The sequence below is a fragment of the Streptomyces sp. DSM 40750 genome (genome assembly GCF_024612035.1).
Taxonomy (GTDB): Bacteria; Actinomycetota; Actinomycetes; order Streptomycetales; family Streptomycetaceae; genus Streptomyces.
In genome coordinates this window covers 5,118,915-5,142,934 of sequence record NZ_CP102513.1, presented here as the reverse complement: position 1 = coordinate 5,142,934, position 24,020 = coordinate 5,118,915, and the positions used below count along the sequence as shown (strand labels likewise).

Genomic DNA, 24,020 nt, shown 5'->3' with positions numbered 1-24,020 from the left:
GACCCTGTCGGCCGCGACCTCCCAGGAGGTCGCGGCCGATTCGGGGTGTCGGACGGTGGTGGTGGTTACGGTGGTGGTTACTTCCCCGCGGGGCCCACCTGGATCGTGACCGTGGAGCCGTCCTTGGCTTCCTTGACGATCCGGATCTTGGTGTTGGTGTTGGTGATCTTGACGCCGCCCGTGGGGTTCTTCTTGTCGTAGTAGGTGTTGGTGCGGTCGTTGAAGGTCGACACGCCCTTCTTCGACGTGATCTTCAGCGTGACCTTCTTGCCCCAGTGCAGCGTGAAGGCGTCCGTGCGGCCCAGGGTGAACGTCGAGTCGTGCGTCTGGTGGTCGTTCCCCGCCAGCTCGCCGTCGGACCACTTAAGGGCCTTCGGGTGGGCGTCGACCGGCAGCAGCAGACCGACACCGGGGTGCTGGCTGGTGTTGTTGTCCTGCTGCGAGGTGTCCCACTTCCAGATCAGCAGGCCGTTCTGGTACGGGTAGCGCTCCACCCAGCCCGGGCGCGTGGTGTTGATCGCGAGCTTGAGGGCCTTGTCGTACGACACGTACTGGCGGTTCTCGGCGATGTAGTACTGCTCGTGGTCCGTGGTGTAGGAGCTGCCGAGGCGGGAGAAGCCGGTTGCCGTCCAGGCGGGGTCGGCGGTCTCGGCGTTGTCCGAGAAGAGGGGTGAGCCGTCGGCCGTGACGGTGATCCGGTCGGCCACGAAACCCTTCTGGGCCACGAACTGGTCGGTCTTGTAGCGGAAGCGCAGGTCGATCTTCTGGCCCGCGTAGGCGTCCAGGGGGTACGACAGCTTCTTGTACGCGTCCGTCGTGCCGTCCAGGGCCGGCCTGCCGCCGGTGTCACGGCTGATCGGCTGGCCGTCGGCGGTGCCGTCGATCGCGGTCCAGTTGACGCCGCCATCGGTCGAGACCTCGGTGTAGAGGAAGTCGAACTCCTTCTCGATGTCCCACCAGCCGTCGAGCGTCAGCGCCGCGGAGGTCTTGCCGGTGAGGTCCACGGAACGGGTGAGGGTGTTGGAGAGGTTGTCGGCGCTGCCGCTCCACCACTGCTTCGAGCCCTCCGCGGGCTTCACGACCTCGACCTTCACCCGCTTCTTGGGCAGCTCGACCACGAGGGCCTGCTTGTCCTTGGTGTTGTACTCGGCGACGCCCAGCTTGTGCGTGGACTTCTTCCCGGCCTTGGCCGTGTCGTAGTTCAGCCAGCCGAGCTGCAGCTTGTCCCAGGCGGTCATGTCGCCGGGCAGGTCACCGATCTCGGTCTTGCTCTGGCCGAGCCAGGAGCCGCCCGACATCAGGGTCCAGGCGCCGGTGGAGTTCTCACCCTCGCCGCTGGTGTCGTAGTGGTCCGGCAGGCCGAGGTCGTGGCCGTACTCGTGGGCGAAGACACCGATGCCGCCGTTCTCCGGCTGGATGGTGTAGTCGCCGACCCAGATGCCGGTGTCACCGATCTTCGCGCCGCCGCGCTTGTTGCCCTCGGGGCCGGTCTTGTCCCAGTCGTCGCCGAACGCGTACCAGCGGTGGGACCAGATGGCGTCCTCGCCCTGCGCTCCCCCGCCTGCCTCCTCGCCCTCACCGGCGTGCACGATCTGGAAGTGGTCGATGTAGCCGTCGGGCTCGTTGAAGTCGCCGTCGCCGTCGAAGTCGTCACGGTCCCACTCGTCGAACTTCGCCACGTTCGCCTTGATCTCGGCGTCCGTGCGCCCGGCCGCCTTCTGCTGCTCGGCCCAGGCGGTGACACCGTCCGCGATGACCTGCCAGGAACAGGTGTCGGGCTGGCACTTGTTGGAGCCGTAACGGGCCTCGTTGTAGGGGACCTTGACCCAGTCGGTCACCTCGCCCTCGATCGAGTAGCGGCCCGAGGACTGCTTCTCGTAGTACTTCTTCATCGACTCGGTCTTCTTGCCCGTGCCGAAGAGCAACTGCTCGTAGTGCTTCCGGTTGTAGTCGGCCTTCCAGGCCGTCGTGTTGTTCTTCTTGCGGTTCGGCTTGGCTATCTGGTTGTGCAGCGGGCCGGGCTTGCCGCCATAGGCGCTGTCCGTCTGGTCGCCGAACTCGACCAGGATCGTGAAGATCCTGTCCGTCTTCTCGCGGCCGAGCTCGACGTACTTGGGGTCGCCCTTCTTGCTCTTCAGTTGCACGACCTTCGAGCCGTCACGGCTCTTGACCGTGGCGTCGCCGGATATGACCTGCTGCAGAGCCTCCTCGCGCTGGGCGGCCTGCGTCCTGCTCAGTGGGCCTTCGAGGTTGTCCTCGTGTGCGGCGTGGGCGTCGGCCGGGTCGTGGTGATCCGCGGAGACGGCCGGCGTGTGGCCTTCGGCGGCGTGCGTGGTGGTGACGGTGAAGGTCGTGAACGTCGCCGCGGCGGTGGCCAGGGCCACACCGGTTGCCGCGGCCCTGAACGTCCACAGTTTGCTGGTCACTTGTGGGGGGTTCCTTCCTGAACGCGGTCGGCCGTGGGGGCGCAGCGGACTGTCCTCTTCCGTGACGCCTGCGGCTTGTGACACGCGTGATGGTTCAAGTGAACGTATTTGACAGGAGATTGAGGAAAAAGGAAAGTTCCAGATCGTCTATGGCACGAGTAACTTCGCTGCGGGATGGCCATTGTTCGACTTGTGCACAATGCGTTCACCGATCCACCGGAGGAGGTACACGGGTGGATCGGGTGGACGGTCAACGTCCGCTGTGCGCTGGGCAGTTGTTACTGGCCCGTTCATTACCGACCGGTTCATTACCGGCCGGTTCATTAACTGGATGGTTCATTAGCCGGCCGGTCATTGGGCAGTTATTACCTGGCAGTTATCGCTGGACGGTTGTCGCCCCGGGGGTCGGTCAGTGGAATTCGGCGTCCGTGCGGTGGGGACCGGAACCAGGACCGGCACCAGGGCCAGGACCGGCACCAGGACCGGCACCAGGGCCACGGCGCGGTGGCATTCGTCGCGGGTCCTTCTTCGCCCCCACACCGGCGGCGTCCGCGCCGGATGCGCGAGACCTGGCGGGCATGCAGGCCGTTGGCGGTTGAGGCGAGCGCCGGGGCCCTGGGTGCTGGTGTGGTCGCCTGTCGTGAGGTCGCCAGTTACACCGTGTAACGACACCCGGCCCATGTCACCCGCCCGTGGCTGTCTGGGCTGATCCTGTCGCTCGTATGCTCGACCAATGACGACTTCCGCGACCTCCGGCACCGGCCCCACCGACCGCCCCGGCGGCACCGGCCCGACCGAGAACGCCATGCGTCGCGCCCTCAAACGTGCCAGGGACGGCGTCGCCCTCGACGTGACCGAGGCGGCCGTGCTGCTGCAGGCGCGCGGCGAGGCACTGGACGACCTCGCCGCGTCCGCCGGCCGGGTGCGGGACGCGGGGCTCGACGCGGCCGGCCGGCCCGGGGTGATCACGTACTCGAAGAGCGTCTTCATCCCGCTCACCCGGCTGTGCCGGGACAAGTGCCACTACTGCACCTTCGTCACCGTGCCGGGCAAGCTGCGCCGGGCCGGGCACGGGATGTTCATGTCCCCGGACGAGGTGCTGGACGTGGCCCGGAAGGGGGCCGCGCTCGGCTGCAAGGAAGCGCTGATCACGCTCGGCGACAAGCCGGAGGACCGCTGGCCGGAGGCGCGCGAGTGGCTCGACGCGCACGGGTACGACGACACGATCGCGTACGTCCGGGCGATCTCGATCCGGATCCTGGAAGAGACGGGCCTGCTCCCGCACCTCAACCCCGGCGTCATGAGCTGGACGGACTTCCAGCGGCTGAAGCCCGTCGCCCCGTCGATGGGCATGATGCTGGAGACGACCGCGACGAGGCTGTGGTCCGAGCCGGGCGGCCCGCACCACGGCTCCCCCGACAAGGAGCCGGCGGTCCGGCTGCGGGTCCTCGAGGACGCCGGCCGTTCCTCCGTCCCCTTCACGTCCGGTGTCCTCATCGGGATCGGCGAGACGTACGAGGAGCGCGCGGAGTCGTTGTTCGCGCTCCGGAAGGTCTCCCGGTCGTACCACGGCATCCAGGAACTGATCATCCAGAACTTCCGCGCCAAGCCGGACACCGCGATGCGCGGCATGCCGGACGCGGAGCTGGACGAGCTGGTCGCCACGGTGGCCGTCGCCCGGCACATCATGGGCCCCGCCGGCTGCATCCAGGCCCCGCCGAACCTCGTCGACAGCGAGTACGAGCGGCTCATCGGCGCCGGGATCGACGACTGGGGCGGAGTGTCACCTCTCACCATCGACCATGTGAACCCCGAGCGCCCCTGGCCGCAGATCGAGGAACTCGCCGAGCGGTCCCGCGCCGCCGGCTTCGAGCTGCGGGAACGGCTGTGCGTGTACCCGGAGTTCGTGTCGCGCGGCGAGCCGTGGCTGGACCCGCGTCTGCTGCCGCACGTACGGGCGCTGGCGGACCCCGAGACGGGCCTCGCCCTGCCGGACGCGGTCGTCGAGGGCCGGCCGTGGCAGGAGCCGGAGGAGGTCTTCGTCGCCGCCGGCCGGACGGATCTGCACACCTCGATCGACACCGAGGGCCGTACGTCCGACCGCCGCGACGACTTCGACTCCGTCTACGGCGACTGGGGCGCCCTGCGCGAGGCGGCGGCCCCCGGCATGGTCCCCGAGCGCATCGACACGGACGTACGCGCGGCGCTGGCGACGGCGGCCGACGACCCCACGAAGCTGTCGGATGCCGAGGCGCTGGCCCTGCTGCACGCGGACGGGCCCGCCCTGGACGCGCTGTGCCGGATCGCGGACGACGTCCGCAGGTCGGCGGTCGGCGACGACGTCACGTACATCGTCACCCGGAACATCAACTTCACGAACGTCTGCTACACCGGCTGCCGCTTCTGCGCCTTCGCGCAGCGCCGCACCGACGCCGACGCGTACACGCTCTCCCTCGACCAGGTCGCCGACCGGGCCCAGCAGGCCTGGGATCTCGGCGCGGTCGAGGTCTGCATGCAGGGCGGCATCCACCCCGACCTGCCGGGGACGGCGTACTTCGACATCGCGAAGGCGGTGAAGTCCCGCGTCCCCGGCATGCACGTCCACGCCTTCTCCCCGATGGAGGTGGTGAACGGCGCGACCCGGACGGGCCTGTCCATCCGCGAGTGGCTGACCGCCGCGAAGGAGGCGGGGCTCGACACCATCCCCGGCACGGCGGCGGAGATCCTGGACGACGAGGTCCGCTGGGTCCTGACGAAGGGCAAGCTGCCGACGGCGACGTGGATCGAGGTGGTGTCGACCGCCCACGAGCTGGGCATCCGCTCCTCCTCGACGATGATGTACGGCCACGTCGACCAGCCCCGCCACTGGCTGGGCCACCTGCGCACCCTGGCCGGCATCCAGCAACGCACCGGCGGCTTCACGGAGTTCGTGACCCTCCCCTTCATCCACACCAACGCGCCGGTGTATCTGGCGGGCATCTCCCGCCCCGGGCCCACGATGCGGGACAACCGCGCGGTGACGGCCATGGCCCGGCTCCTGCTCCACCCGCACATCCCCAACATCCAGACGAGCTGGGTGAAGCTCGGTACGGAGGGCGCGGCGGAGATGCTCCGCTCCGGCGCGAACGACCTCGGCGGCACCCTGATGGAGGAGACGATCTCCCGGATGGCGGGCTCGTCGTACGGCTCCTACAAGTCGGTGAAGGACCTGATCGCGGTGGCGGACGCGGCGGACCGCCCGGCGAGGCCGCGGACGACGCTGTACGGCGAGGTCCCGGAGGAACGGCAGCGGGCGGCGAGCGTCTCGGACGGGCATCTGCCGGAGCTGCTGCCGGTGCTGGACTGACGTCTGCGGCGAGCAGGTCGGAAAACCCTTTCAGCGGTGTCCGTGCCCCCTGTTAGCCTCCTCCGGCCCGTGCGACCCACGGGCACGAGGAAGCTCACAGGGGAGGGGACAGATGGAGGGCTTAAAGAGATCCGGCGGCCGTGCGCTGCTGGCGATGGGGTGCTCCGTGGCAGCCATGGTGGCGACCACGTCCGGAGTGGCGCACGCGGCTGAGAACCTGCCGCCGAAACAGCCGCTCGTGCAGGATCTGAAGACCGGCGGCAAGGCGTGCGGAGCAGGCGACGGCAAGGCGTTCCTCGCGGAGTCGCGGCCTCTCGTCAACGCCGTTCTGTACGACACCGACGGCGGCCGCGTCAGCGGTGAGTTCGAGGCCTGGTGGACGGACACCGAGGGCGTCGAGCAACGCAGGTCCCTCACGACCACCGCGAAGGCGTCGGGCAGCCCGTTCACCTTCGGACTGTCGTGGGACGACCTCCCGGCGAACACCGTCGTCTCCTGGCACGTCCGAGCCGACGACGGTACGGCCAAGTCGCCCTGGAGCTCCGAAGGTGAGGGCTCGGCCTGCGAGTTCGTGTACGACGACGCGAACCCGGAGAAGGCGGCGGTCACGTCCTCCGAGTACCCCGAGGACGTGCTGTGGGTGGACGGAGTGGGCGTGTACGGCCACTTCACCGTCGACTCGCCCTCCGACGACGTCGTGGCCTACCGCTACGGCTTCCTCCGCGGCGTGTCCGGGACCGCCAGGCCGGACGAACCCGGTGGCCCCGTGACCCTCCCCTTCCTGCCGCTCACCTCGGGCCCCGACACACTGACGGTGCGCGCCGTCGACCGCGCCGGCCGGAGCAGCGGCGAGACGTCGTACCGCTTCTTCGTGAAGTCCGGCCGCGCCCCCGTCGCGCACTGGAAGCTCGGCGATCCCGAGGGCTCCACGACCGCGGCGGCCGAGACCGGTACCGCGGCCGACGCCGGCGGTGGCGTCACCTTCGGCGGACCGGCGCCCACGGGCACGGGCCTCGCCTCCACAGCCACCCTGAACGGCACTGGTGACGGCTACCTCACTCCGGACGCCCCGGCCGTCGCCGACCCGCGCGGGACGTTCGCGGTGAGCGCCTGGGCACGTCCAGCGCGGACCGACCGGGACATGACCGTCGCAGGCCAGGACGCGGACGGGGCAACGGGCTTCGCCCTCGGTCTGACCACCCGGGACGAGGCTCCCGTCTGGTCGTTCACCGTCGGCGGTGCCCGAGTGTCGGGCGGCGCACCCGAGACCGGGGAGTGGGCCCACGTGCTGGGCGTGTACGACGCGGAGACGGGCAAGGCCCAGCTGTATGTCAACGGCAACCCGGTCGGTGCGACGGCCGAGGCCGTACCGGGCGAAGCCGTCGGCGCCTTCCAGATCGGCCGCGCCCGCGACGGCGACTCCTACCGCGACCACTGGCACGGCGAACTCGGTGACATCAGGGTCCACGACCGGGTCGTCGTACCCGACGAGGCAGCCGAACTGGCGCACCGCAAGCCACGGGCGCTCGGCCACTGGTCGTTGGAGAACGCGTCGGACGGCGCCAGTCCCGACCAGGGTGGCGGTGCGCCGCTGAAGCTGGGCCCCGGCGCGACGATCCATCGCGGCCCGGACGGCTCCTGCCTCCCGGACCTCGACCCCGACTGCCCCGTGGTGCCGTACGCGCTCGTCGGTGACGGCCATCTGGCGCTCGACGGCGAGACGGGGCACGCGGCCACGGAGGGGCCCGTCGTCGACACGTCCGACAGCTTCTCCGTCGGCGTGGTCGTACGCCTCGCGGACGCCGAGCCGACCCGTCCGATGACCGTGCTCTCCCAGAGTGGTGAGCACACCGACGCGTTCAGGGTGCGGTACGAGCCCTCCTCGTACGCCTGGCAGCTGCTCATGCCGAACGCGGACGAGCCGGGTGCCACGGAGACCGTCGTGGCCCAGCTGGCGATGGCCGACGGGGGAGAGGGCGAGGGGCACCGGATCGCGGTCGTCTACGACGACGCCACCGACAGGATCAAGCTCTACCTGGACGGCGCCCTCGACACCGGATCCACCGCCGACTTCGCGGGCGGCCTGCCCAGCTCCGGCCCGCTCCAGGTCGGCCGGGCTCAGGTCGGCAACGGCTGGGGGGAGTACCTTCACGGCGACGTCGACGAGGTGCACGCGTTCGCCGGCGCTCTGGACGACAGCGACATCAACCAACTGGGCTGGGGCACCGAGCCCTGCCTCTGCTGAGTGCCGGCTACAAGTGGCGTGAGGGTCCCAGCGACACGCCGCCTGCACGGCGTGTCGCTGGGACTACGCGCCCACTTGGCTCCCGCCTGAACTCGACCTGTTCCGGGGGAACTTCGGTACCGCGCCCGAGGATGAGCGACACACGTTCGTGTTCCACATCCACGGCATGGCGGGAGCCGGTAAGTGGCTTCCTCGTGGCGGCCCGCTTCCAGGCGCGTTACGCGGCGGAGTAGGAGCCGACGAACGCCGTCCACGAGCCGTTCGTAAAGGCGAGTTGTGCGCCCTGCTGGTCCTTGGAGTCGCGGACGTGGACGGTGGTGTTGGTGGGGGCCATGGCGACCTCGACGCAGTCGGGCTCGTCGTTGCCGCTGTAGCTGCTCTTGAACCACCCGAGCGCGGAGGTCATGTCTGTTCTCCCAGTACTTTTTCGATGAAGGTCCGCGACTCGCGGGGCGAGAGCGCCTGCGCCCGGATCATTCCATCGCGCATTTCGAGCACCGCACCGCGGCCCGCCTCCTCGCCGACCTGCGCACGTACGACTCACGCCTCCTGCTGACCGAGCGCGACGTACGCCGTCTCACATCGGTCGTGGTCACCTGGCTGGAGCGCGGGGTCTCTCCCACAGCCGTACTCCGCCACCGGCAGTCTCGCCGCCCCGTCCGCCGCTGTCGACCACTACCGCCGCCACGGCCCTGCCTGCCCGGATGCGGAACTGCGACGGCTGCGACAGGGGGTTCCGCGCCCACGGCCCGGGCCGCTGCCGCGACTGCCGTCGCCATGCGGCCAACGGGCGGTGGCATAGGGCATGCGGCGAGTGAATCAGGTGGCCCGCGCTGTCCCGGCATCGCGCCGGAGCCTCCGCCGGTACCGTACGAGGAGCGAACCACCAGCACCGGAGGTCACCGTGAGTGCTCAGAGCGACGGCCCGTACGGACCGCTGATTCCCATGCCTGAGCTCACTCCGGACGCGCTCCGCGCCGCGGTCGCCCGGATCGCGCCGAGCCGTGTCCCGGCACTCACCCAGCACCTGTTCGAGGCGACGACGAACGCACAGCAGACGCAGAGTCTCGCGCCGCTGCGCGCGTTCGTCCACTCGTGGGCCGTGTTCGTCGCGATTGAGCGGCACCCGGCGCGCGCTGGGCGCCTGCGTGAGCTGGAGCGGATCGTGGACACGGGTGAACAGGATCCCTCCGAGGCTATCGCCGAGATCCGGGCGATCCGGGAGGCCGCCGAAGCCGAGGCGGGTCTGTGACGGAGTGGGCTCGTGGCCCGGCCACGGACTGGTCCTGGGACTACAACCCCAGCGCCGAGTGCATCACCGCAGGGCTGCCACCCGGCGTCGTGGCGGAGATCGAGCGGCTCGCCACCGAACTCGCCGCTCTCGGACACGGTTCCGTACGGGTCGGAAGGCCCGCCGACCGGGAGGGCGGTCTGCGTGAGTTCGACCTCCTGGGCGGACGGGGCTTCATCAGCTTCCTCGCCGTACCCCGACACGAGTGCGTGTACGTCTGCAACGTGACGTGGTACGGCTGACGGGTGTGTCGCCGGTGGGCGGTCAGTCGGCCGTCCGGTTGTTCGTGGGGAGGCAGGTCACCAGCAGGACCACGCCGCTCAGCAGGAAGACGCGGAGGGCGGCGTCGAGGCCGTTCCAGGTGTCGGACTGCCACATGACGAACCACTCGCCGCCGATGGCGATGAAGCCGGCGCCGAAGAGGAGCATCACCATCAGCAGGCCCAGGGTGCTGTAGCGGCGGGCGGTGGGGAAGGCGCGGTTGCCGAGGGCTCTGGCCCAGAAGTAGGTGGCCGCGATGAGGATCAGGGCGGAGATCGTCTCCCAGATGATGATGAGGACGTAGGCCGCGTCCTGGACGCCCTTCGATTCGATGGCCCGCCACATGAGGTCCTCGTCCTTGAACGTGGTGTCCATGGCGAAGACATGGCGGACGAACTGCTGGTTCGTGCCGAAGTCGGTGATGTTGCTGAACGCGACGAGCGTCATGTAGAGGGCGACCGTACCGACGAGCAGTGTCGAGGCCAGTGGGAGGAGTGAGGCGTGGGGGGTCTTGTTTTCAGCCATGGACCAACTATGTGCGTGAGCATGGATCAACCCCAGGTGGTTTTCGGCGCGTTGGATCACAATGAGGGCTGGTGATGGCGGAAAACCGAGGGTGACCGGAGATGGCCGGAGACGACCGGAGGGATATACGCATGGGGCGCGCGCAACCGCCGATTCCGTCGATGCAGGAGCTGATCCGGCGGCGTACCCGGCAGGGCTTCGTCGGCCGCAACACCGAACGTGCCGCCTTCCGCGCCAACTTCGATCTCCCCATCGAGGACGAACGGCGCCGGTTCCTCTTCCACGTGCACGGCAACGCGGGCATCGGAAAGAGCTTCCTCGTAAGGGAGTTGGAGCAGATCGCCCGCGAGCGCGGCGCGCTCACCGCGTATGTCGACGACGGTGTCGGCACCGTGCCGGAGGCCATGGCCGTGATCGCGGACCGGTTCGCCCGGGAGGGGCGGCGGTTCAAGGAGTTGGAGCGGCTGCTGGCCGCACACCGTGAGCGGCGGTACGAGGCCGAGCTGGCGGCCGTGGCCCTGTCCGAGCCGGAGGCCGAGTCGGGGGCGGAGCCGGGGGGCACCGGCGTCGCCGAGCCGTCGGCCGCGAGCATGGCCGCCGCTCGGGCCACCCTCGTCGCGCTCGGGCTCGTCCCCGTGGTCGGCCCCTTCGCCGGTGCCGTCGATCCGGCCCGACTCGCCCGTCACGCCGACCGGTTGCGGGCGGGGCTCGCTTCCCGTCCACGCGGCGGGCCGGAGGACGCCGAGCTGGTGCTCGCCCCCGAACCCGTCCTCACCCCCGTGCTGTTGGCGGGCCTGGCCGAGGCCGCGGCCGAAGTGCCCTGGCTGGTGCTGTTCTTCGACACGTACGAGCGGACCGGCGCCTTCCTCGACCCGTGGCTGCACGACCTCGTCTCCGGCGACCGGTACGGGCCCCTCCCCGGCAACCTCGTCCTTGTGACGGCGGGGCAGCGCCCCTTCGACGCCGCCCGCTGGGGAGGCCTCACCGACTTCGTCCTCGACCTGCCGCTCAGCCCGTTCACGGAGGTCGAGTCACGCGGGCTCCTCGCGGCGAAGGGGGTGCTCTCCCGGCCGGTCGTGGACGAGGTCCTGCGGCTGACCGGCGGGTTGCCCGTCCTCGTCTCGACCCTCGCCGAGGCCCGCCCCGGCGACCTCGACGACCTCGCCGACGTCGGCGACCCGAGCGCCACGGCCGTGGAACGCTTCCTGAAGTGGGAGGGGGATCCCGTACGGCGGGCCGCGGCGCTCACCTGTGCGTTGCCCCGCTGGCTGGACGCGGATGTGTTCCGGGTGGCCGTATCGGTCCCGGACACGGGCGCGAACACGAACACGGACACGGGCGCGAACACGGGCACGGACGGAGACGTCGGCGGGGACGCCGAAGGGCTGTTCGCCTGGTTGCGGGCCCTGCCGTTCGTCACCGATCGCGGGGACCGGGTGGTGTACCACGACGTCGTACGGGCGCCGATGGTGCGGTTGCAGCGGCTGCGCTCGCCGCGGGGGTGGAGCGAGCGGCACCGGCGGCTGGCGGAGGCGTTCGCCGGGTGGCGCGCCGAGGCCGAAGTCGGCCTGGAGGACGGTGAGTTGTGGGGCGCCGAGCGGTGGCGGGAGCTGCGGCTGGCCGAGGCGTACCACCGGCTGTGCGCGGGCGAGCGCGGGGCGCTCGCCGGGGTGCTGCGGGACGTCGTGGACGCGTGCGGGGAGGGTACGGCCGTGGCCCGGCGGTGGGCCGAGGCCCTGGCGCAGGCCGGGCAGGACGCCGACGACGAGGACGCGGGCCGCTGGGGACGGGACCTGCTGGGCGCGCTGGAGCGCGGCGGCGTCCAGGACGCGCTGGGGGTACTGCTGCTCCGGGCCGGCTTCGACGCCCGGCGGGAGGCGCTCGCACGGGCCCTGCGGGGGCGGGCGCTGCACCGGGACGGGGCGTACGAGCGGGCGGTGGCCGAGTACGACCAGGCCCTCGCTCTCGACCCCGACCTGGCCACGGCGTGGCTGGGCAGGGCCGTCGTGCGGGCGCACGCCGGGAAGTACGCGGCCGCCGTGGCCGACCTGGACCGGGCGGACGCGCTCGCGCCCGGCGACGTCACCACTCTCGTCCTGCGCGGCGACTACCACCGTCTCCTCGGCGACCTCGACGCGGCGATCGCCGACCTCGACCGTGCGGTCGCCCTCGACCCCGTCCACCGCTCGGCCTGGGCCTCACGCGGCGCCGCCCGCCATGGGCAGGGCCGCCTCGACGAGGCCCTCGCGGACCTGGACCGTGCCCTGGAGCTGGACGGGCAGTACGTCTGGGCCCTGATGCGCCGGGCGCGCGTACGACGTTCCCGGGGCGAGCGCGATCGCCAACTGGCCGACCTGCACCACGCCGTGGCCCTGGAGCCCGACACGACGTGGGTGCGGTGCGAGCGCGGGGACGCCCTGCGCGCCGCCGACCGGGACGAGGAGGCCCTCGCCGACTACGACCGGGCCATCGAGCTGAACCCGCTGTACGCCTCCGCGTACGCCAGCCGGGGCGTCTCCCGCTTCAAACTGGGCCGCCACGGCGAAGCCCTCGCGGACCTCGACGTGGCGGTGTCGCTCTTCCCGGAGTACGCCTGGGCCCTGCGCCACCGCGCCGCGCTCCACCTCGAACTCGGGGCCGTGGGACTGGCGTTGGCCGACGCCGAGCAGGCCCTCGCGCTGCGGCCGGGTGACCCGTTGATCGCTGACGTACACAGCCGGGCCACCGAGGCGGCGGCCCGGCCTGACCGTACGGAGTAGTGGGCGAGGAGCCCTGCTTCGCGAGCGGCCGCGCTACTTCGCGAACCCGAGCCCGAACCGCGAGCCCTCCTCCGGTGCCTTGAGGACGGCCGGACCGAACGACGCGATATTCGTCGTGACCAGGCCGTTCTTCGAGCCGCGGAACAGCCAGACGGCGCCCGAGTCCTGGTACGTGCCGTCCTCCGTGGGCGCGCCGACGGCCAGGTCGGCGCGGTTGTTGGAGTTCACGTCGAGGAGGGAGACGGACGCGCCGAAGGTGTCGCCGGCCTCGGAGGCGCCGGGGACCCCGGGGTCGGACTGGTCGAAGGCCTGGGCGCCGGTGCCGGTGAGACCGGTGGCGCCGCCCTTCAGCAGCACGATCGACCCGGCGTCCTTGATGGAGCCGATGTCCTCGCCGGGGACGCCGACCGCGATGTCGGGGTAGCCGTCGCCGGTCACGTCACCGGCGGCGACGGAGTAGCCGAACTGGTCGCCGTTCCAGTCGCTGTCGGGCCCCTCGGACTCGGAGACGCCGGGGACGCCCGTGGTGTTCTGGGTGATCTTCGTTGTACGGGTGGAGGGGCCGTTCGCGGAGCCGTAGACGACGCGGACGTTGCCGGCCGCGCCGTTCATCACCTCCGAGACCTGGCCGACCTCGCGGGCGACGTAGTCCCCGTAGCCGTCCAGGTTCACGTCGGCGATGACACCGCCGAGGGTGAAGTAGCCGGTGGACCTGGCGGTCTGGCTCACGCCGGTCGACGTGCCCTTGCGCCACTGTGCCTGGTACGACATCTCCTCGAAGCCGCCCGTGGTGATCAGGTCGTCCTTGCCGTCGCCGTCCATGTCGCCGACGGCGATGTCCCAGATCTCGTCGCTCTCGTCGATCGCGATGGTGGAGGTCTGGGCCGGGGCGCCGGCGCGGGTGAACGGGCCGAGCTGGATCTGGAGGCCGCCGTCGCCGGTGGTGACGAGGTCGCCCTTGCCGTCACCGTTGAAGTCGCCGTCGACCGCGCGGTTGACCCCGCCGGTGAACGCGGTGGCCGAGGCCAGGCCGCTCGCGGAGCCCCACAGGATCGCGTCGGCGTCGTTGAAGCCGCCGACCGCGAGATCGGTGTAGCCGTCGCCGTCGAGGTCGCGCGCGGCCGTCGTCTGACCGAAGGAGGTGCCCGCCTCGGTGGTCGCCGGCAGCCATGAGGTGGTGCGGGAGATGACCTGGGGGTGCGCGGTGTCGGCGCCCGCGACGGAGCCGTACACGACCGAGACGTAGCCGGCGCTCTCGGCGCCCGCGACGGTGGCGCGGGGCGCGTTGATCACGAGGTCGGCGAAACCGTCGCCGTTGAAGTCGGCGATCGGCGCCGTCGGAACCGCGGCGGCCGGCACGGCGGCGACGAGCGGAGCGGCCAGCAACGCGGCGGCGACGGCCGCGCATCCCGCGACCGTACGGCTGCGGCTACGACTGCTGCGGCTGCTTGTACGGAGGGCGGGGAGGCTGGTCGTGCGACGGCTGTGGCGATGGGGCACGGGTTCTCCAGGAGTTGCACTCGGGTACGTCGACTGTTCACATCCGATCGTTTGACGACCGAGAGTGCTAAACGGTTGTGGTCTACGGGAAGGTTGTGCTCGTCGAGAGCCCTGAACGGGCCGTTCCCATTCGATTACAGTGCTGGACTGTCGAGCCGTACGGGCGTACGGATGTACTGACGTACTGACGTATGGGTCGGGTAGGGGCCGTGAGGAGGCCGGGGTGGGTGCGACAGCCGGTGCCGTCTGGGGGCGGGTCGAGCAGCAGGACTTCCGCAGCCGGGTGCGCGGGACGCTGCTGGGCGCGGCCGTCGGCGACGCGCTGGGCGCGCCGGTCGACCAGCTGACCCTGCCGCAGATCGGCGAGGCGTACGGCCCGGAGTGGCTGACCGATCTGGTCTCCGCGTACGGCAGACGCGGCGCCATCACCGACCTCACGCAGCTCACCCTGTTCACCGTGGACGGTCTGATCCGCGCCCAGGTCCGCCGCGACACCGGCGTCTGGCACCCCCCGACCGATCTGCACCGGGCGTATCGGCGATGGGCCGCGACCCAGCGGGACTGGGGCCCCGACGAACGCCGCAAGGACGACGGCTGGCTCGCCCGCGAGGAGTGGCTCTACGTACGCCGCGACCCCTCCCTCATCTGCCTCCTGGGCTTCGCCGACCAGACCATGGGCACCCTCGACGCCCCCAAGAACCCCGGCGCGTGCGGTGCCGAGGCCGCTGCCCGCTCGGCCCCCTTCGGCCTCCTGGTCGGCTGGGAACCCCAGCTCGTCTTCCAGCTGGCCGTCGAGTGCGCGGCCCAGACGCACGGTCACCCCACCGCCTACCTCGCCGCCGGCTCCTACGCCGTCATCGTCCACGCCCTCGCCCGCGGTGAGAGCCTCGACGCCGCCGTCCAGAAGACCCTGGTGCTGTTGGCCGCCCGCCCCGGCCACCAGCCCGTCGCCGACTCCCTCCAACAGGCCGTCACCACCGTCCGCCAGGGCTCGCCCACCCCGGCCGTCGTCGAGCAACTGGCCGCCGACGGCACGGCCGACGGCATGCTGGCCGTCGCCGTGTACTGCACCCTGGTCGGCGAGGACGTGAACCACGGCCTGCGCCTGGCCGTCAACCACGGTGGCCCTTCGGGGGTGGCGGGCGCCCTGACGGGAGGCCTCCTCGGCGCCCTCCACGGCGAGACGGCCCTGCCTCCCGCCTGGCTGGCGGAGCTGGAAGGCCGCCCCACCATCCTCGTCCTCGCCGACGACTTCGCGCTGGAGATGACGCAGGGGCCGGCGCTGCACGGCCCCGGCGGGGCGGTGCCGGGATGGCTGACGCGGTATCCGCGAGGCTGACGGAACGGGCCAGGAACGGCTCAGGAACGGGTCGGGAACAGGTTCAGGAACGATGGGTTCTCTCGATGCGAAGTGGAGATCATGGCGGACTGGAACCTACGACCGGCGTCGCTGACGGACACCGAACCCGTGGCCGAGCTGCGCGCCGTGGCGATGCGCCCGGACCTCGAACGCCTCGGCCGCTACGACCCCCACCGCGTCCGCCAACGCTTCCGTGACTCCTTCGACCCGGCCCACGCCTGGATCATCGAGGTCAGCGGCTCGTTCGCCGGCTGCGTCGCCCTCCGCCCGTCCCCCGACGCCCACTGGCTGGAGCACTTCTTCCTCGCCCCGGAGCTGCAGGGCACCGGCATCGGCACGGCCGTACTCCGCGACCTCCTCGACCACTGCGACCGCGACGGAGTCGTGGTCCGCCTGAACGTGTTGCGGGGGAGTCCGGCCCGACGGCTCTACGAGAGGGTCGGGTTCAGGTGGGAGACGGAGGACGCGGTGGACGTGTTCATGGTGCGCGAGCCGGGGGGTGGGTGAGGGGGGGCGACCCGCACACGGCCGTTGCATCCGTGGACGGAACAACGAGCCGTTGTATCCGTGGACAGAGCAACCAGCTGTATCCGTGGACGGAACAACTAGGACCCGTTGCGGAGCATGTCCAGGATGTGGGGCCAGGCGGCGGCGCCCAGGAGGGCGTCGGCTTCGGGGGTGCCGCCGTGGACGAAGCGTGGGGAGGCCGGCGCGGGGCTCTCGCCGGGCAGACGCGGGCGGTGGCCGGCGTCGGGGTGGGCGATCAGCCGTGCGGGGGCCCCGGCCGAGCGCCGGCGTTCCGCCAGCTGTTCGGCGAAGGGCAGGGACGGCCACATCGCGTCGTCGCCGCCCGCGACCAGCAGCAGATCGGCCCGGGCCCTGTCCACGCGGATCTCCGCCGGAGGGAGCAGGCCGGCGAACGTCCGCTCGCTGCATTCGTACCACCCCCGGACGGCGACCGGCCCGCTGCCCGACTCCGCGGGAGACCAGGAATCGTCCATCGGCACGAAGGTCAGCGCCCGCCCGCGCCAGGTCCAGGACGACCGGTAGGGCCGCTGTGCTCCGTCCCGGCCCGGCCCGATGTTGCACCAGACCCGGGATGTGGGCGACAGCGCGACGACGACGTCCACGCGCGGATCGCGCACCGCCGTGAGCAGAGCCGCCTCGGCCCCCTTGGAGACGCCCAGGATGCCGACGCGTGCCGACCCGTTCGCTCGGAGGAGGTCGACGGCGGTGGTGAAGGTCTCCAGGGGGATCTCGCAGATACCCGGCGACTGACCCGCCCCGCCGAACCAGCGGATCGTCAGAGCGGCCAGGCCCTGCCGGGCGAGGAGACGTGCCCTCTCCCTTTCGACGCGCCCACTGGAACCCGCCAGGACCAGAACACCGACATCACTGCCGTGGGCGGGAGCGACCAGCACCCCTTCCCAGGGCTCGGTGACCTCGCGCTCAATGACATCGACGACATCCACACGCTCTCCCCGCCACTCACTCGTCCGTCCGAAATCGGTTTCGTGCCGCGTACGCGGCGTCCTACCGTGACCCCGTGACGACTCAGATGATCATTCTCAACGGCGGTTCCAGCGCGGGGAAGTCCGGAATCGTACGGTGTCTGCAGGCCGAACTGCCGGAGCAGTGGCTGGCGTTCGGGGCCGACTCCCTCATCGACGCGATGCCCGCGAGGATGCAGACGTCAGACGGCGGGATCGAGATCTCGGCGGACGGCGAGGTGGTCATCGGTGCGGACTTCAGGGCCGTGGAACAAGCCTGGGCCCAGGGTGTCGTGGCCATGGCCCACGCGGGCGCCAGGATCATCATCGACGACATCTTCCTCGGCGGAGCGGCATCCCAGCAGCGCTGGCGGAAGCTCCTCGACGGCCTGGACGTGCTCTGGGTCGGCGTCCGCTGCGACAGCGCCGTCGCCGCGGGCCGCGAGATCGCCCGGGGCGACCGGGTCCGGGGAATGGCCGCCGCGCAGGCGGACATCGTCCACGAGGGCGTGCACTACGACCTGGAGGTCGACACGACCCACACCGAGTCCCTGACATGCGCCCGCACCATCGCCGCCCACGTCAGCTGAGGAAGGCCGCGATTGTCTCAGCTCTCGATCAGCGGATCGTACGGCTCGTTCTCCGGTGCGGAGAGGAGCACGTAGTCCTTGCCGGGGCCGACCGCCACCTCGTGCAGGCGCGCCAAGGCATCGGCCTCGGTGGGGAGTTCGAGACCGAGGGCCGCGGCGGCGCGGTCGCGGTCGGCCGGCAGGTTCGGGAGGTCTTCCAGGTATTCGGCGGCCAGCTCCCGGCTCTCCTCCGCCGTGAAGGTACGGCAGCCGCGCCACCAGGGGGCGACCAGCAGGAGGCGGAGGAGTTCGGGCAGGCCGATGGCTATGAGGGCGGCGCCTCCTTCGGAGTCCGCGTAGAGGACGGGGCGTTCCTCGCCGCCCTCGCCGCCTTCGCCGCAGAAGAAGAACGTGCCTCCGGCGCCGTCGCCCGCGAAGGCCTCCAGCGGGGCACCCGACGCGAGGTGGACCTCCTCGACGTGGTCGTCGCCGCGGTCGAGGTCGAAGTCGCCCGGCCACACGAGGAACCGGGCGGCCTCGTCGTGTTCGCGGACGGCGTTGATCAGTGATCGCATGCGCGGCACCCTAGCGACGCGCACCGACAACGCCCGGCGCAGCGACGAGGACCGCTGACCCGCCCGGCCGTGTGTGGCCGCACAACAGTGGCGAGGCCCGCTGCCACGAAACAGCGGCGAGGACCGCCCCACGGTCGGTACCGGGCACAACAGCGGCGAGGACCGCCCCGGTCGGTACCGGGCGCGGCCCTCGCTTTCAAGCTCAAGCTGCCGTCGGGTCCTCAGACGCCCGTAGGACTGGACGCGTCCTTCCCCTGAGCCGGCACCGCGGCCGCGGCCCCCGCTCCGCCCTTGCCGTCGCCGTCCCCATCCGTGTTGATCTTCTCGATGATCGCGAGCCGCTCGGGCGTGTCCTCCGGCTTGATGAAGCCGATGACGATGTACAGGACCAGCGAGACCGCCAACGGGATGGACACCTGGTACTGCAGAGGCACCCCGCCCTCGATGTTCCAGTGGATCGGGTAGTTCACCAGCCAGAAGGCGAACAGACCGCACGCCCAGCTCGTGAGCGCCGCCGTCGGCCCCGATCGCCGGAACGGCCGCAGCAGACCCAGCATCATCGGGATGGCCATCGGACCCATGAGCCCGGCGACCCACTTGATGACGACGGTGATGATGTCCTTGAAGGCGGGTGAGTTGACCTGCGTGGCCGCCGCCATGGACAGCCCCAGGAACACGACCGTCGTGATACGGGCGACCCGCAGCCCCTGCCCCTCGCTCCACGTACGGGCCCGGCGCCAGATCACCGGCGCGCAGTCCCGCGTGAAGACGGCGGCGATGGCGTTCGCGTCGGACGAGCACATGGCCATCGTGTGCGAGAAGAAGCCGACGATCACCAGGCCCAACAGGCCGTGCGGCAGCAGCTGTTCGGTCATCAGGGCGTACGAGTCCGAACCGTCGCCCTTCTCCGACGTCACCAGCAGCGGCGACATCCACATGGGGAAGAACAGCACCAGCGGCCAGACCAGCCACAGGATCGCCGACAGCCGGGCGGAGCGCTCGGCCTCGTACGGGGTCGCCGTGGCCATGTAGCGCTGGGCCTGGTTGAGCATGCCGCCGTTGTACTCGAAGAGCTTGATGAACAGGAACGCGAGCAGGAAGATCGTGCCGTAGGGGCCCACCAGCGGCTCCCCGTGGCCCTTCAGCTCCGGACGGTCCCAGACGCCGAAGAAGCCGCCGTAGTCGCCCAGCTTCCCCACCACCGCGATGAACATCGCGATGCCCGCGAGCAGTTGGATCACGAACTGGCCCAACTCCGTGAGCGCGTCCGCCCAGAGACCGCCGATCGTGCAGTAGACGGCCGTGATCGAACCGGTGATCAGGATGCCCTGGTTCAGGGATATGCCCGTGAAGACCGACAGCAGGGTCGCGATCGCGGCCCACTTCGCGCCGACGTCCACGATCTTCAGCAGCATGCCGGACCAGGCCAGCGCCTGCTGGGTGCCCAGGTTGTAACGGTTCTTCAGGTATTCGAGAGGGGACGCCACATGCAGCCGTGAGCGCAGCCGGTTGATGCGCGGCGCGAACAGCTTGGAGCCGATGGCGATGCCGAGGGCGATGGGGAAGGACCACGTCACGAAGGACGTGACGCCCCAGGTGTACGCGATACCGGCGTACCCGGTGAACATCACCGCGCTGTAGCCCGACATGTGGTGTGAGATGCCGGAGAGCCACCAGGGCATCTTGCCGCCGGCGGTGAAGAAGTCGCTGACGTTGTCCACGCGCTTGTGCGACCAGACGCCGATCGCGACCATCACACCGAAGTAGCCGATGAGCACGGCCCAGTCGAGACTATTCATGGGCCCCCTTCCAGGGTCCGCCGTCAGGGTCAGGCATGTGAACTCTGGGTTCGGTGGCATGCCCACGGCAAGCAAGTGGAAGGTCAAGAGGGGGTAAAAAAGTTCCGAGCGATGACCTCGGTTTATGTATATGAACGGTGAGTTGGCCGAAAAGGATCAGCCCCGAGCCTGCTCCGTCCGTCGGTGGGCCAGGTCAGCGCATCAGTTCTCCCGCGTTCACCAGCAGCGACTGGCCGGTGATCGACCGTGCGCGGTCGGAGGCCAGGAAGACCACCGCGTCCGCGACATCCCCGTCCGTGGCCAGCTCCGGCAGCGCCATCCGCTCGGCGAGCCGCGCCAGCACCTCCGCCTCGGCCACGCCCTCGCCGTGCGCCGTGAACCGCACGTACGCCTCCACCGGCGGCCCCCACATCCAGCCCGGCAGCACGGTGTTGACCCGTATCCGGTGCGGGCCGAGCTCTCTCGCCAGCGAGTACATCGCGCTCGTCAGCGCACCCTTGGACGCCGCGTACGCCGCCTGCCACACCTGCGAGGGCGCGGCCACCGCCGACTGTGTGCCGATCATGACGACCGATCCGCCACCCGCCGCCTTCAGAGCGGGCAGACAGGCCCGGGTCATCCGCAGGGTGCCCAGCAGGTTCACGTCGAGGACCGCCTGCCAGGTGGTGAAGTCGGCGTCCTCCAGACCCCCGAAGTAGCTGTCCCAGGCCGCCACGTGCACCACGGCGTCCACGCCCCCGAACCGCTCCCGCGCGAGCGCCGCCAGCGCCGCGCACTGCGCCTCGTCGGTGATGTCGGTCGCCCGGTACGCCGTGTGCGTGCCGTCCGGATCCACGTCCGCCGCGGCTTTGGCGAGATTCGCCTCCGTGCGCGCCCCCAGCACGGCGTTCCCGCCGTCCCGTACGACCGCCGCGGCGACCCGGTGGCCCAGACCGGCCCCGACCCCCGAGACGACGACGGTCTTGCCCGCGAGCAGTGACATCGGGGACCTCCCGGCTCTGGCGCACTATCTGACGGAGCGTCAGAGTAGGGGCGACCGCAGGTGGACGGAAGGGGAAGCACATGAGCGAGGACACCCGCAGCGCCACGTACGCCGAACTGGCCGCCGTCGGCCCGTACGGCGTCCACCCCGGCCATGCGCTGATCACCATGGTCGAGCCGCATCCGGGCCACGAGTACGCGTACAACCGCTGGTACGAGGACGACCACTACTACGCGGGCGCGATGGCCATGCCCTGGATGTTCGCGGGGCGCCGCTGGGTGGCCACCCGCGACCTGCAACTCCTGCGTACACCCGAGAAGTCGGCGATCGCCCAGCCAGTCACCGCCGGCTGCTATCTCTCCACGTACTGGGTCACCGACGGCCGCTACGACGACCACATGCGCTGGACCGTCGCCATCAACAAACGGCTGAATCGCGACGCGCGTGTCTACCAGGACCGTACGCATGTCTTCACGGCCTTCCAGGACCACGAGGCGACCGTCTACCGCGACGGGGCCGCCGGGCCCCGCGACTTCCACGCCCTCGACCACCCGTACGCGGGCCTGGTGCTGGAGGTGATCGACGCCGAAGGGCCGGACGAGCGCGCCGAGTTGCTGGAGTGGCTGCGGGTCCGGCAGCTGCCCAAGCGGCTCGCCGGGTCGCCAGCGGCCATGGTCACGGTCTTCCGGCCCACCCCGCTGCCCCTCGACCGGATGTCGTACGTGAAGCAGGTCGAGGGCGTCGACACCCGCCTCACCCTGCTGTGGTTCCTGGAGGCCGATCCGCGGGAGTGCTGGGAGGCGTGCTTCGGCGGGCTGGGGGAGGCGGTCGCGGAAGCGGGGCTGGGGCGGCTGGAGTTGCTGGCGCCGTTCATCCCGACGGTGCCGGGGACGGACAGGTACGTGGACCGGCTGCGGTGACCCCGGGCTGAGGGGCGGGCAAGGCCGAGCCCCCTCGGCCAGGACGGCGGGCCGGTCGAGAGGGCTCTGTCAGTGGGTGTATGTGAAGTTGTAGGGGTGGTGATGATGGTTGGGGTGAACCATGGTCACGCGAGGTCGAAGGCTCCTCGGCTGACCTCGGCCACGAACGCGTTCCACGAGTCGGTGGGGAACGCCAGCGTCGGACCGTCGGAAACCTTGGAGTCACGCACGGACAGGGCCGAGAGGACGGGGGACTTGACCTCGACGCACGCGCCGTTGCCCGTGGAGTAAGAGGACTTGACCCACGTGTCCGTGGCGCCTTGCTGAATTGCCATTTCTGCTCCGCTTGCCGGTTGGTCGTTGAGTTGCTGTCGCCGAGCCGTGGGGCGTTGCTGACCGTTTCCGGAATCCACAGTTCGGTTTCCGCCAAGGTCGTTGATTCCCTTGGCGTGATCGACGCTACTCGCCAACATCGGCCGACGAAGCGACTATTCACTCGGGTGGGTGGCATATTCCATGGAACTCTTCCCTCCGGGAGTGTCATGGGTGTATCTTCCGGCCCCTTCAGCCCCACGAGGGCATCAGAGGGGCATCAGAGGGGCATCAGAGGGGCGATCGGAGGGGCGATCGGAGGGGGCATCAGAGGGGCGATCGGAGGGGCGATCGGAGGGGGCATCAGAGGGGCGATCGGAGGGGCGATCGGAGGGGGCATCAGCGGGGCGCCAGAGGGGCGTCAGGGGGCGTCAGTGGAGTTTCAGCGGGACTTCATTGCGGACGGAGCTGTGCATAGTTCTTTGCGATGTCCGCGATGAACTGGCGGGATTGATCCACGTTCAGGGCCTGTGCCCTCAAGTGCTCGTACATGACGCTGTATTTCTGGACGTCGGTGGGTTTCTCCAGGTACAGGTCGCTGGTGACGCCCTCGATGTAGACGACGCTGGAATCGGACGCGTCCGGGAACTCCAGGATCGCGTACTGCCCGTTCAGGCCGGGATGCGCGCCCATGTCGAAGGGGATGACCTGCACGGTGACGTGCGGGAGTTGGGACTGCTCGACCAGGTACTCCAACTGCTCGCGCATGAGGGAGCGATTGCCCACGACACGGCGCAGCGCGGCCTCGTCGAGGACGGTCCACAGCCGCAGGGGGCTCTCCGGCGCGGAGATACGTTCCTGTCGCCGTAGCCGTACCTGGACGCGCCTGTCGATGTCGCCGGGGGTGGTCTCGGGCAGCGCGCCCGCGATGAGCGCCTCGGCGTAGGGGCGGGTCTGCAGCAGCCCGGGGACGACCTGGGGATCGTAGACGCGCAGGCTGGCCGCGTCCGTCTCCAGGCCGATGTAGACGCTGTACGGGACGTCCCCGAACGCGTGCCACCAACCTTGCTGGCGCGAATCCTTGGCCATTTGCATCAGCGAGTCGACGACGCGCTGGTCCTCGACCTCGTAGACCCCGCAGAGGTCGCGGACGTCGCGCTGGCTGATGCTGCGGCGGCCGTTCTCCAGGCGGCTGATCTTCGACTGGGAGACCAGCAGCCGCTCGGCGACCTCCTCGGCGGTCATGCCCTTGAGCTCCCGGAGCCGACGCAGCTCCTGGCCCAACCGGCGTCGCCTGACAGTGGGATTGACATTGGACGCCACGGGACGTGCACCTCCGGCTGCGTGCCTCAACTTTGTGTATCTGCCGTTGAGCAGATTGCCACCAAGATGCCGAGTACCGCTGGGAAACGCCGGATATGCGCTGCGCACGCGCCGTTCGCGCCGGTGTTTTTCCGCTGCGGAGGGATATCCGCCGGATGTACGGGCGCATGCGGCCGCGCGGGGCGCTGGGGTCGCGTCGTACGGAGTCGTACGTACGGCCTCATCGCCCCGCGCGAGCCTGCGGCTCCCGAACCGGGTCCTGGGGTTCCTTCGGTTGGTCCGGTGCCGGCGGTGCAAGCGGTGCAAGCGGTGCAAGCGGTGCTGTGGAACGTGTGGA

The 24,020-nt window shown here is 70.3% G+C and carries 19 protein-coding genes and 1 pseudogene; 9 read left to right on the top strand and 11 right to left on the bottom strand.

Annotated features, from left to right (window positions below; translation table 11 throughout):
- Positions 1-77 precede the first annotated feature (77 nt).
- Complete coding sequence (locus JIX55_RS22905) at positions 78-2,426, bottom strand: immune inhibitor A (protein ID WP_257565174.1); 2,349 nt, start codon at positions 2,424-2,426, stop codon at positions 78-80.
- Positions 2,427-3,159: 733 nt separating this feature from the next.
- Between JIX55_RS22905 and JIX55_RS22900 the strand changes: the two genes are divergently transcribed.
- Positions 3,160-5,772: a bifunctional FO biosynthesis protein CofGH gene (locus JIX55_RS22900; RefSeq protein ID WP_257565173.1), complete on the top strand. Its 2,613-nt coding sequence runs from the start codon at positions 3,160-3,162 to the stop codon at positions 5,770-5,772.
- A 175-nt stretch (positions 5,773-5,947) separates the two neighbouring features.
- Complete coding sequence (locus tag JIX55_RS22895; protein WP_257569444.1) at positions 5,948-8,017, top strand: LamG domain-containing protein; 2,070 nt, start codon at positions 5,948-5,950, stop codon at positions 8,015-8,017.
- 217 nt (positions 8,018-8,234) lie between these two features.
- Here the strand turns inward: JIX55_RS22895 and JIX55_RS22890 are convergent, their stop codons facing one another.
- Entirely contained in the window at positions 8,235-8,423 is a 189-nt protein-coding gene (locus JIX55_RS22890; RefSeq protein ID WP_257565172.1) for a DUF397 domain-containing protein, read from the bottom strand.
- A pseudogene (locus tag JIX55_RS22885) lies at positions 8,420-8,515 on the bottom strand (transcriptional regulator); the annotation flags it as partial. The gene JIX55_RS22890 and the pseudogene JIX55_RS22885, both read right to left, overlap by 4 nt.
- Positions 8,516-8,963: 448 nt before the next feature.
- On the opposite strand from JIX55_RS22885, the gene JIX55_RS22880 reads away from it, so the two are divergent.
- Positions 8,964-9,269, top strand: a complete 306-nt coding sequence (locus tag JIX55_RS22880; protein WP_257565171.1) for a DUF6247 family protein — start codon at positions 8,964-8,966, stop codon at positions 9,267-9,269.
- A complete protein-coding gene (locus JIX55_RS22875) occupies positions 9,266-9,550 on the top strand; it encodes a hypothetical protein (RefSeq protein ID WP_257565170.1) in 285 nt (94 codons plus the stop codon). The genes JIX55_RS22880 and JIX55_RS22875 overlap by 4 nt, the downstream gene beginning before the upstream one ends.
- A 22-nt stretch (positions 9,551-9,572) precedes the next feature.
- Here JIX55_RS22875 and JIX55_RS22870 read toward each other — a convergent pair whose 3' ends face one another.
- Positions 9,573-10,094: a DUF2165 domain-containing protein gene (locus JIX55_RS22870; protein ID WP_257565169.1), complete on the bottom strand. Its 522-nt coding sequence runs from the start codon at positions 10,092-10,094 to the stop codon at positions 9,573-9,575.
- A gap of 131 nt (positions 10,095-10,225) precedes the next feature.
- Here JIX55_RS22870 and JIX55_RS51495 point away from each other — a divergent pair, with 131 nt between their 5' ends.
- Positions 10,226-12,853, top strand: a complete 2,628-nt coding sequence (locus tag JIX55_RS51495) for a tetratricopeptide repeat protein (RefSeq protein ID WP_443046504.1) — start codon at positions 10,226-10,228, stop codon at positions 12,851-12,853.
- 33 nt (positions 12,854-12,886) lie between these two features.
- On the opposite strand, the gene JIX55_RS22855 is transcribed toward JIX55_RS51495, so the two are convergent.
- On the bottom strand, positions 12,887-14,353 hold the full coding sequence (locus tag JIX55_RS22855) for an FG-GAP-like repeat-containing protein (RefSeq protein WP_257565168.1): 1,467 nt from the start codon (positions 14,351-14,353) through the stop codon (positions 12,887-12,889).
- A 223-nt stretch (positions 14,354-14,576) separates the two neighbouring features.
- Between JIX55_RS22855 and JIX55_RS22850 the strand changes: the two genes are divergently transcribed.
- Complete coding sequence (locus tag JIX55_RS22850; RefSeq protein WP_257565167.1) at positions 14,577-15,692, top strand: ADP-ribosylglycohydrolase family protein; 1,116 nt, start codon at positions 14,577-14,579, stop codon at positions 15,690-15,692.
- An 81-nt stretch (positions 15,693-15,773) separates the two neighbouring features.
- Positions 15,774-16,220, top strand: coding sequence for a GNAT family N-acetyltransferase (locus JIX55_RS22845; RefSeq protein ID WP_257565166.1), 447 nt, complete (start codon positions 15,774-15,776; stop codon positions 16,218-16,220).
- Between the two features lie 98 nt (positions 16,221-16,318).
- Here the strand turns inward: JIX55_RS22845 and JIX55_RS22840 are convergent, their stop codons facing one another.
- The gene (locus tag JIX55_RS22840; RefSeq protein WP_257565165.1) at positions 16,319-17,185 is read right to left on the bottom strand and encodes an acyl-CoA thioester hydrolase/BAAT C-terminal domain-containing protein; all 867 of its coding nucleotides are present in this window, start codon (positions 17,183-17,185) and stop codon (positions 16,319-16,321) included.
- Between the two features lie 74 nt (positions 17,186-17,259).
- On the opposite strand from JIX55_RS22840, the gene cpt reads away from it, so the two are divergent.
- Positions 17,260-17,793, top strand: a complete 534-nt coding sequence (cpt, locus tag JIX55_RS22835) for a chloramphenicol phosphotransferase CPT (RefSeq protein ID WP_257565164.1) — start codon at positions 17,260-17,262, stop codon at positions 17,791-17,793.
- Between the two features lie 17 nt (positions 17,794-17,810).
- On the opposite strand, the gene JIX55_RS22830 is transcribed toward cpt, so the two are convergent.
- The 3 genes from JIX55_RS22830 to JIX55_RS22820 all read right to left on the bottom strand — a co-directional run bounded on the left by JIX55_RS22830 (position 17,811) and on the right by JIX55_RS22820 (position 21,128).
- The gene (locus JIX55_RS22830) at positions 17,811-18,347 is read right to left on the bottom strand and encodes a hypothetical protein (RefSeq protein ID WP_257565163.1); all 537 of its coding nucleotides are present in this window, start codon (positions 18,345-18,347) and stop codon (positions 17,811-17,813) included.
- Between the two features lie 221 nt (positions 18,348-18,568).
- Positions 18,569-20,146 (bottom strand): sodium:solute symporter family protein, encoded by a 1,578-nt coding sequence (locus tag JIX55_RS22825; RefSeq protein WP_257565162.1) that lies wholly within the window; start codon positions 20,144-20,146, stop codon positions 18,569-18,571.
- A 193-nt stretch (positions 20,147-20,339) separates the two neighbouring features.
- Entirely contained in the window at positions 20,340-21,128 is a 789-nt protein-coding gene (locus tag JIX55_RS22820) for an SDR family oxidoreductase (protein WP_257565161.1), read from the bottom strand.
- An 80-nt stretch (positions 21,129-21,208) separates the two neighbouring features.
- Between JIX55_RS22820 and JIX55_RS22815 the strand changes: the two genes are divergently transcribed.
- Entirely contained in the window at positions 21,209-22,048 is an 840-nt protein-coding gene (locus JIX55_RS22815; protein ID WP_257565160.1) for a hypothetical protein, read from the top strand.
- A 125-nt stretch (positions 22,049-22,173) separates the two neighbouring features.
- Here the strand turns inward: JIX55_RS22815 and JIX55_RS22810 are convergent, their stop codons facing one another.
- A complete protein-coding gene (locus tag JIX55_RS22810; protein ID WP_257565159.1) occupies positions 22,174-22,383 on the bottom strand; it encodes a DUF397 domain-containing protein in 210 nt (69 codons plus the stop codon).
- A gap of 430 nt (positions 22,384-22,813) precedes the next feature.
- Positions 22,814-23,683, bottom strand: coding sequence for a helix-turn-helix domain-containing protein (locus tag JIX55_RS22805; protein WP_257565158.1), 870 nt, complete (start codon positions 23,681-23,683; stop codon positions 22,814-22,816).
- Positions 23,684-24,020 lie beyond the last annotated feature (337 nt).

Coding starts and splice junctions, on each gene's coding strand:
- JIX55_RS22870 (WP_257565169.1), bottom strand. CDS start 10,094: ATGGCTGAAAACAAGACCCCCCACGCCTCACTCCTCCCACTGGCCTCG.
- JIX55_RS22830 (WP_257565163.1), bottom strand. CDS start 18,347: ATGCGATCACTGATCAACGCCGTCCGCGAACACGACGAGGCCGCCCGG.
- JIX55_RS22810 (WP_257565159.1), bottom strand. CDS start 22,383: ATGGCAATTCAGCAAGGCGCCACGGACACGTGGGTCAAGTCCTCTTAC.
- JIX55_RS51495 (WP_443046504.1), top strand. CDS start 10,226: ATGGGGCGCGCGCAACCGCCGATTCCGTCGATGCAGGAGCTGATCCGG.
- JIX55_RS22825 (WP_257565162.1), bottom strand. CDS start 20,146: ATGAATAGTCTCGACTGGGCCGTGCTCATCGGCTACTTCGGTGTGATG.
- JIX55_RS22895 (WP_257569444.1), top strand. CDS start 5,948: ATGGTGGCGACCACGTCCGGAGTGGCGCACGCGGCTGAGAACCTGCCG.
- JIX55_RS22820 (WP_257565161.1), bottom strand. CDS start 21,128: ATGTCACTGCTCGCGGGCAAGACCGTCGTCGTCTCGGGGGTCGGGGCC.
- JIX55_RS22815 (WP_257565160.1), top strand. CDS start 21,209: ATGAGCGAGGACACCCGCAGCGCCACGTACGCCGAACTGGCCGCCGTC.
- JIX55_RS22900 (WP_257565173.1), top strand. CDS start 3,160: ATGACGACTTCCGCGACCTCCGGCACCGGCCCCACCGACCGCCCCGGC.
- JIX55_RS22845 (WP_257565166.1), top strand. CDS start 15,774: ATGGCGGACTGGAACCTACGACCGGCGTCGCTGACGGACACCGAACCC.
- JIX55_RS22890 (WP_257565172.1), bottom strand. CDS start 8,423: ATGACCTCCGCGCTCGGGTGGTTCAAGAGCAGCTACAGCGGCAACGAC.
- JIX55_RS22880 (WP_257565171.1), top strand. CDS start 8,964: ATGCCTGAGCTCACTCCGGACGCGCTCCGCGCCGCGGTCGCCCGGATC.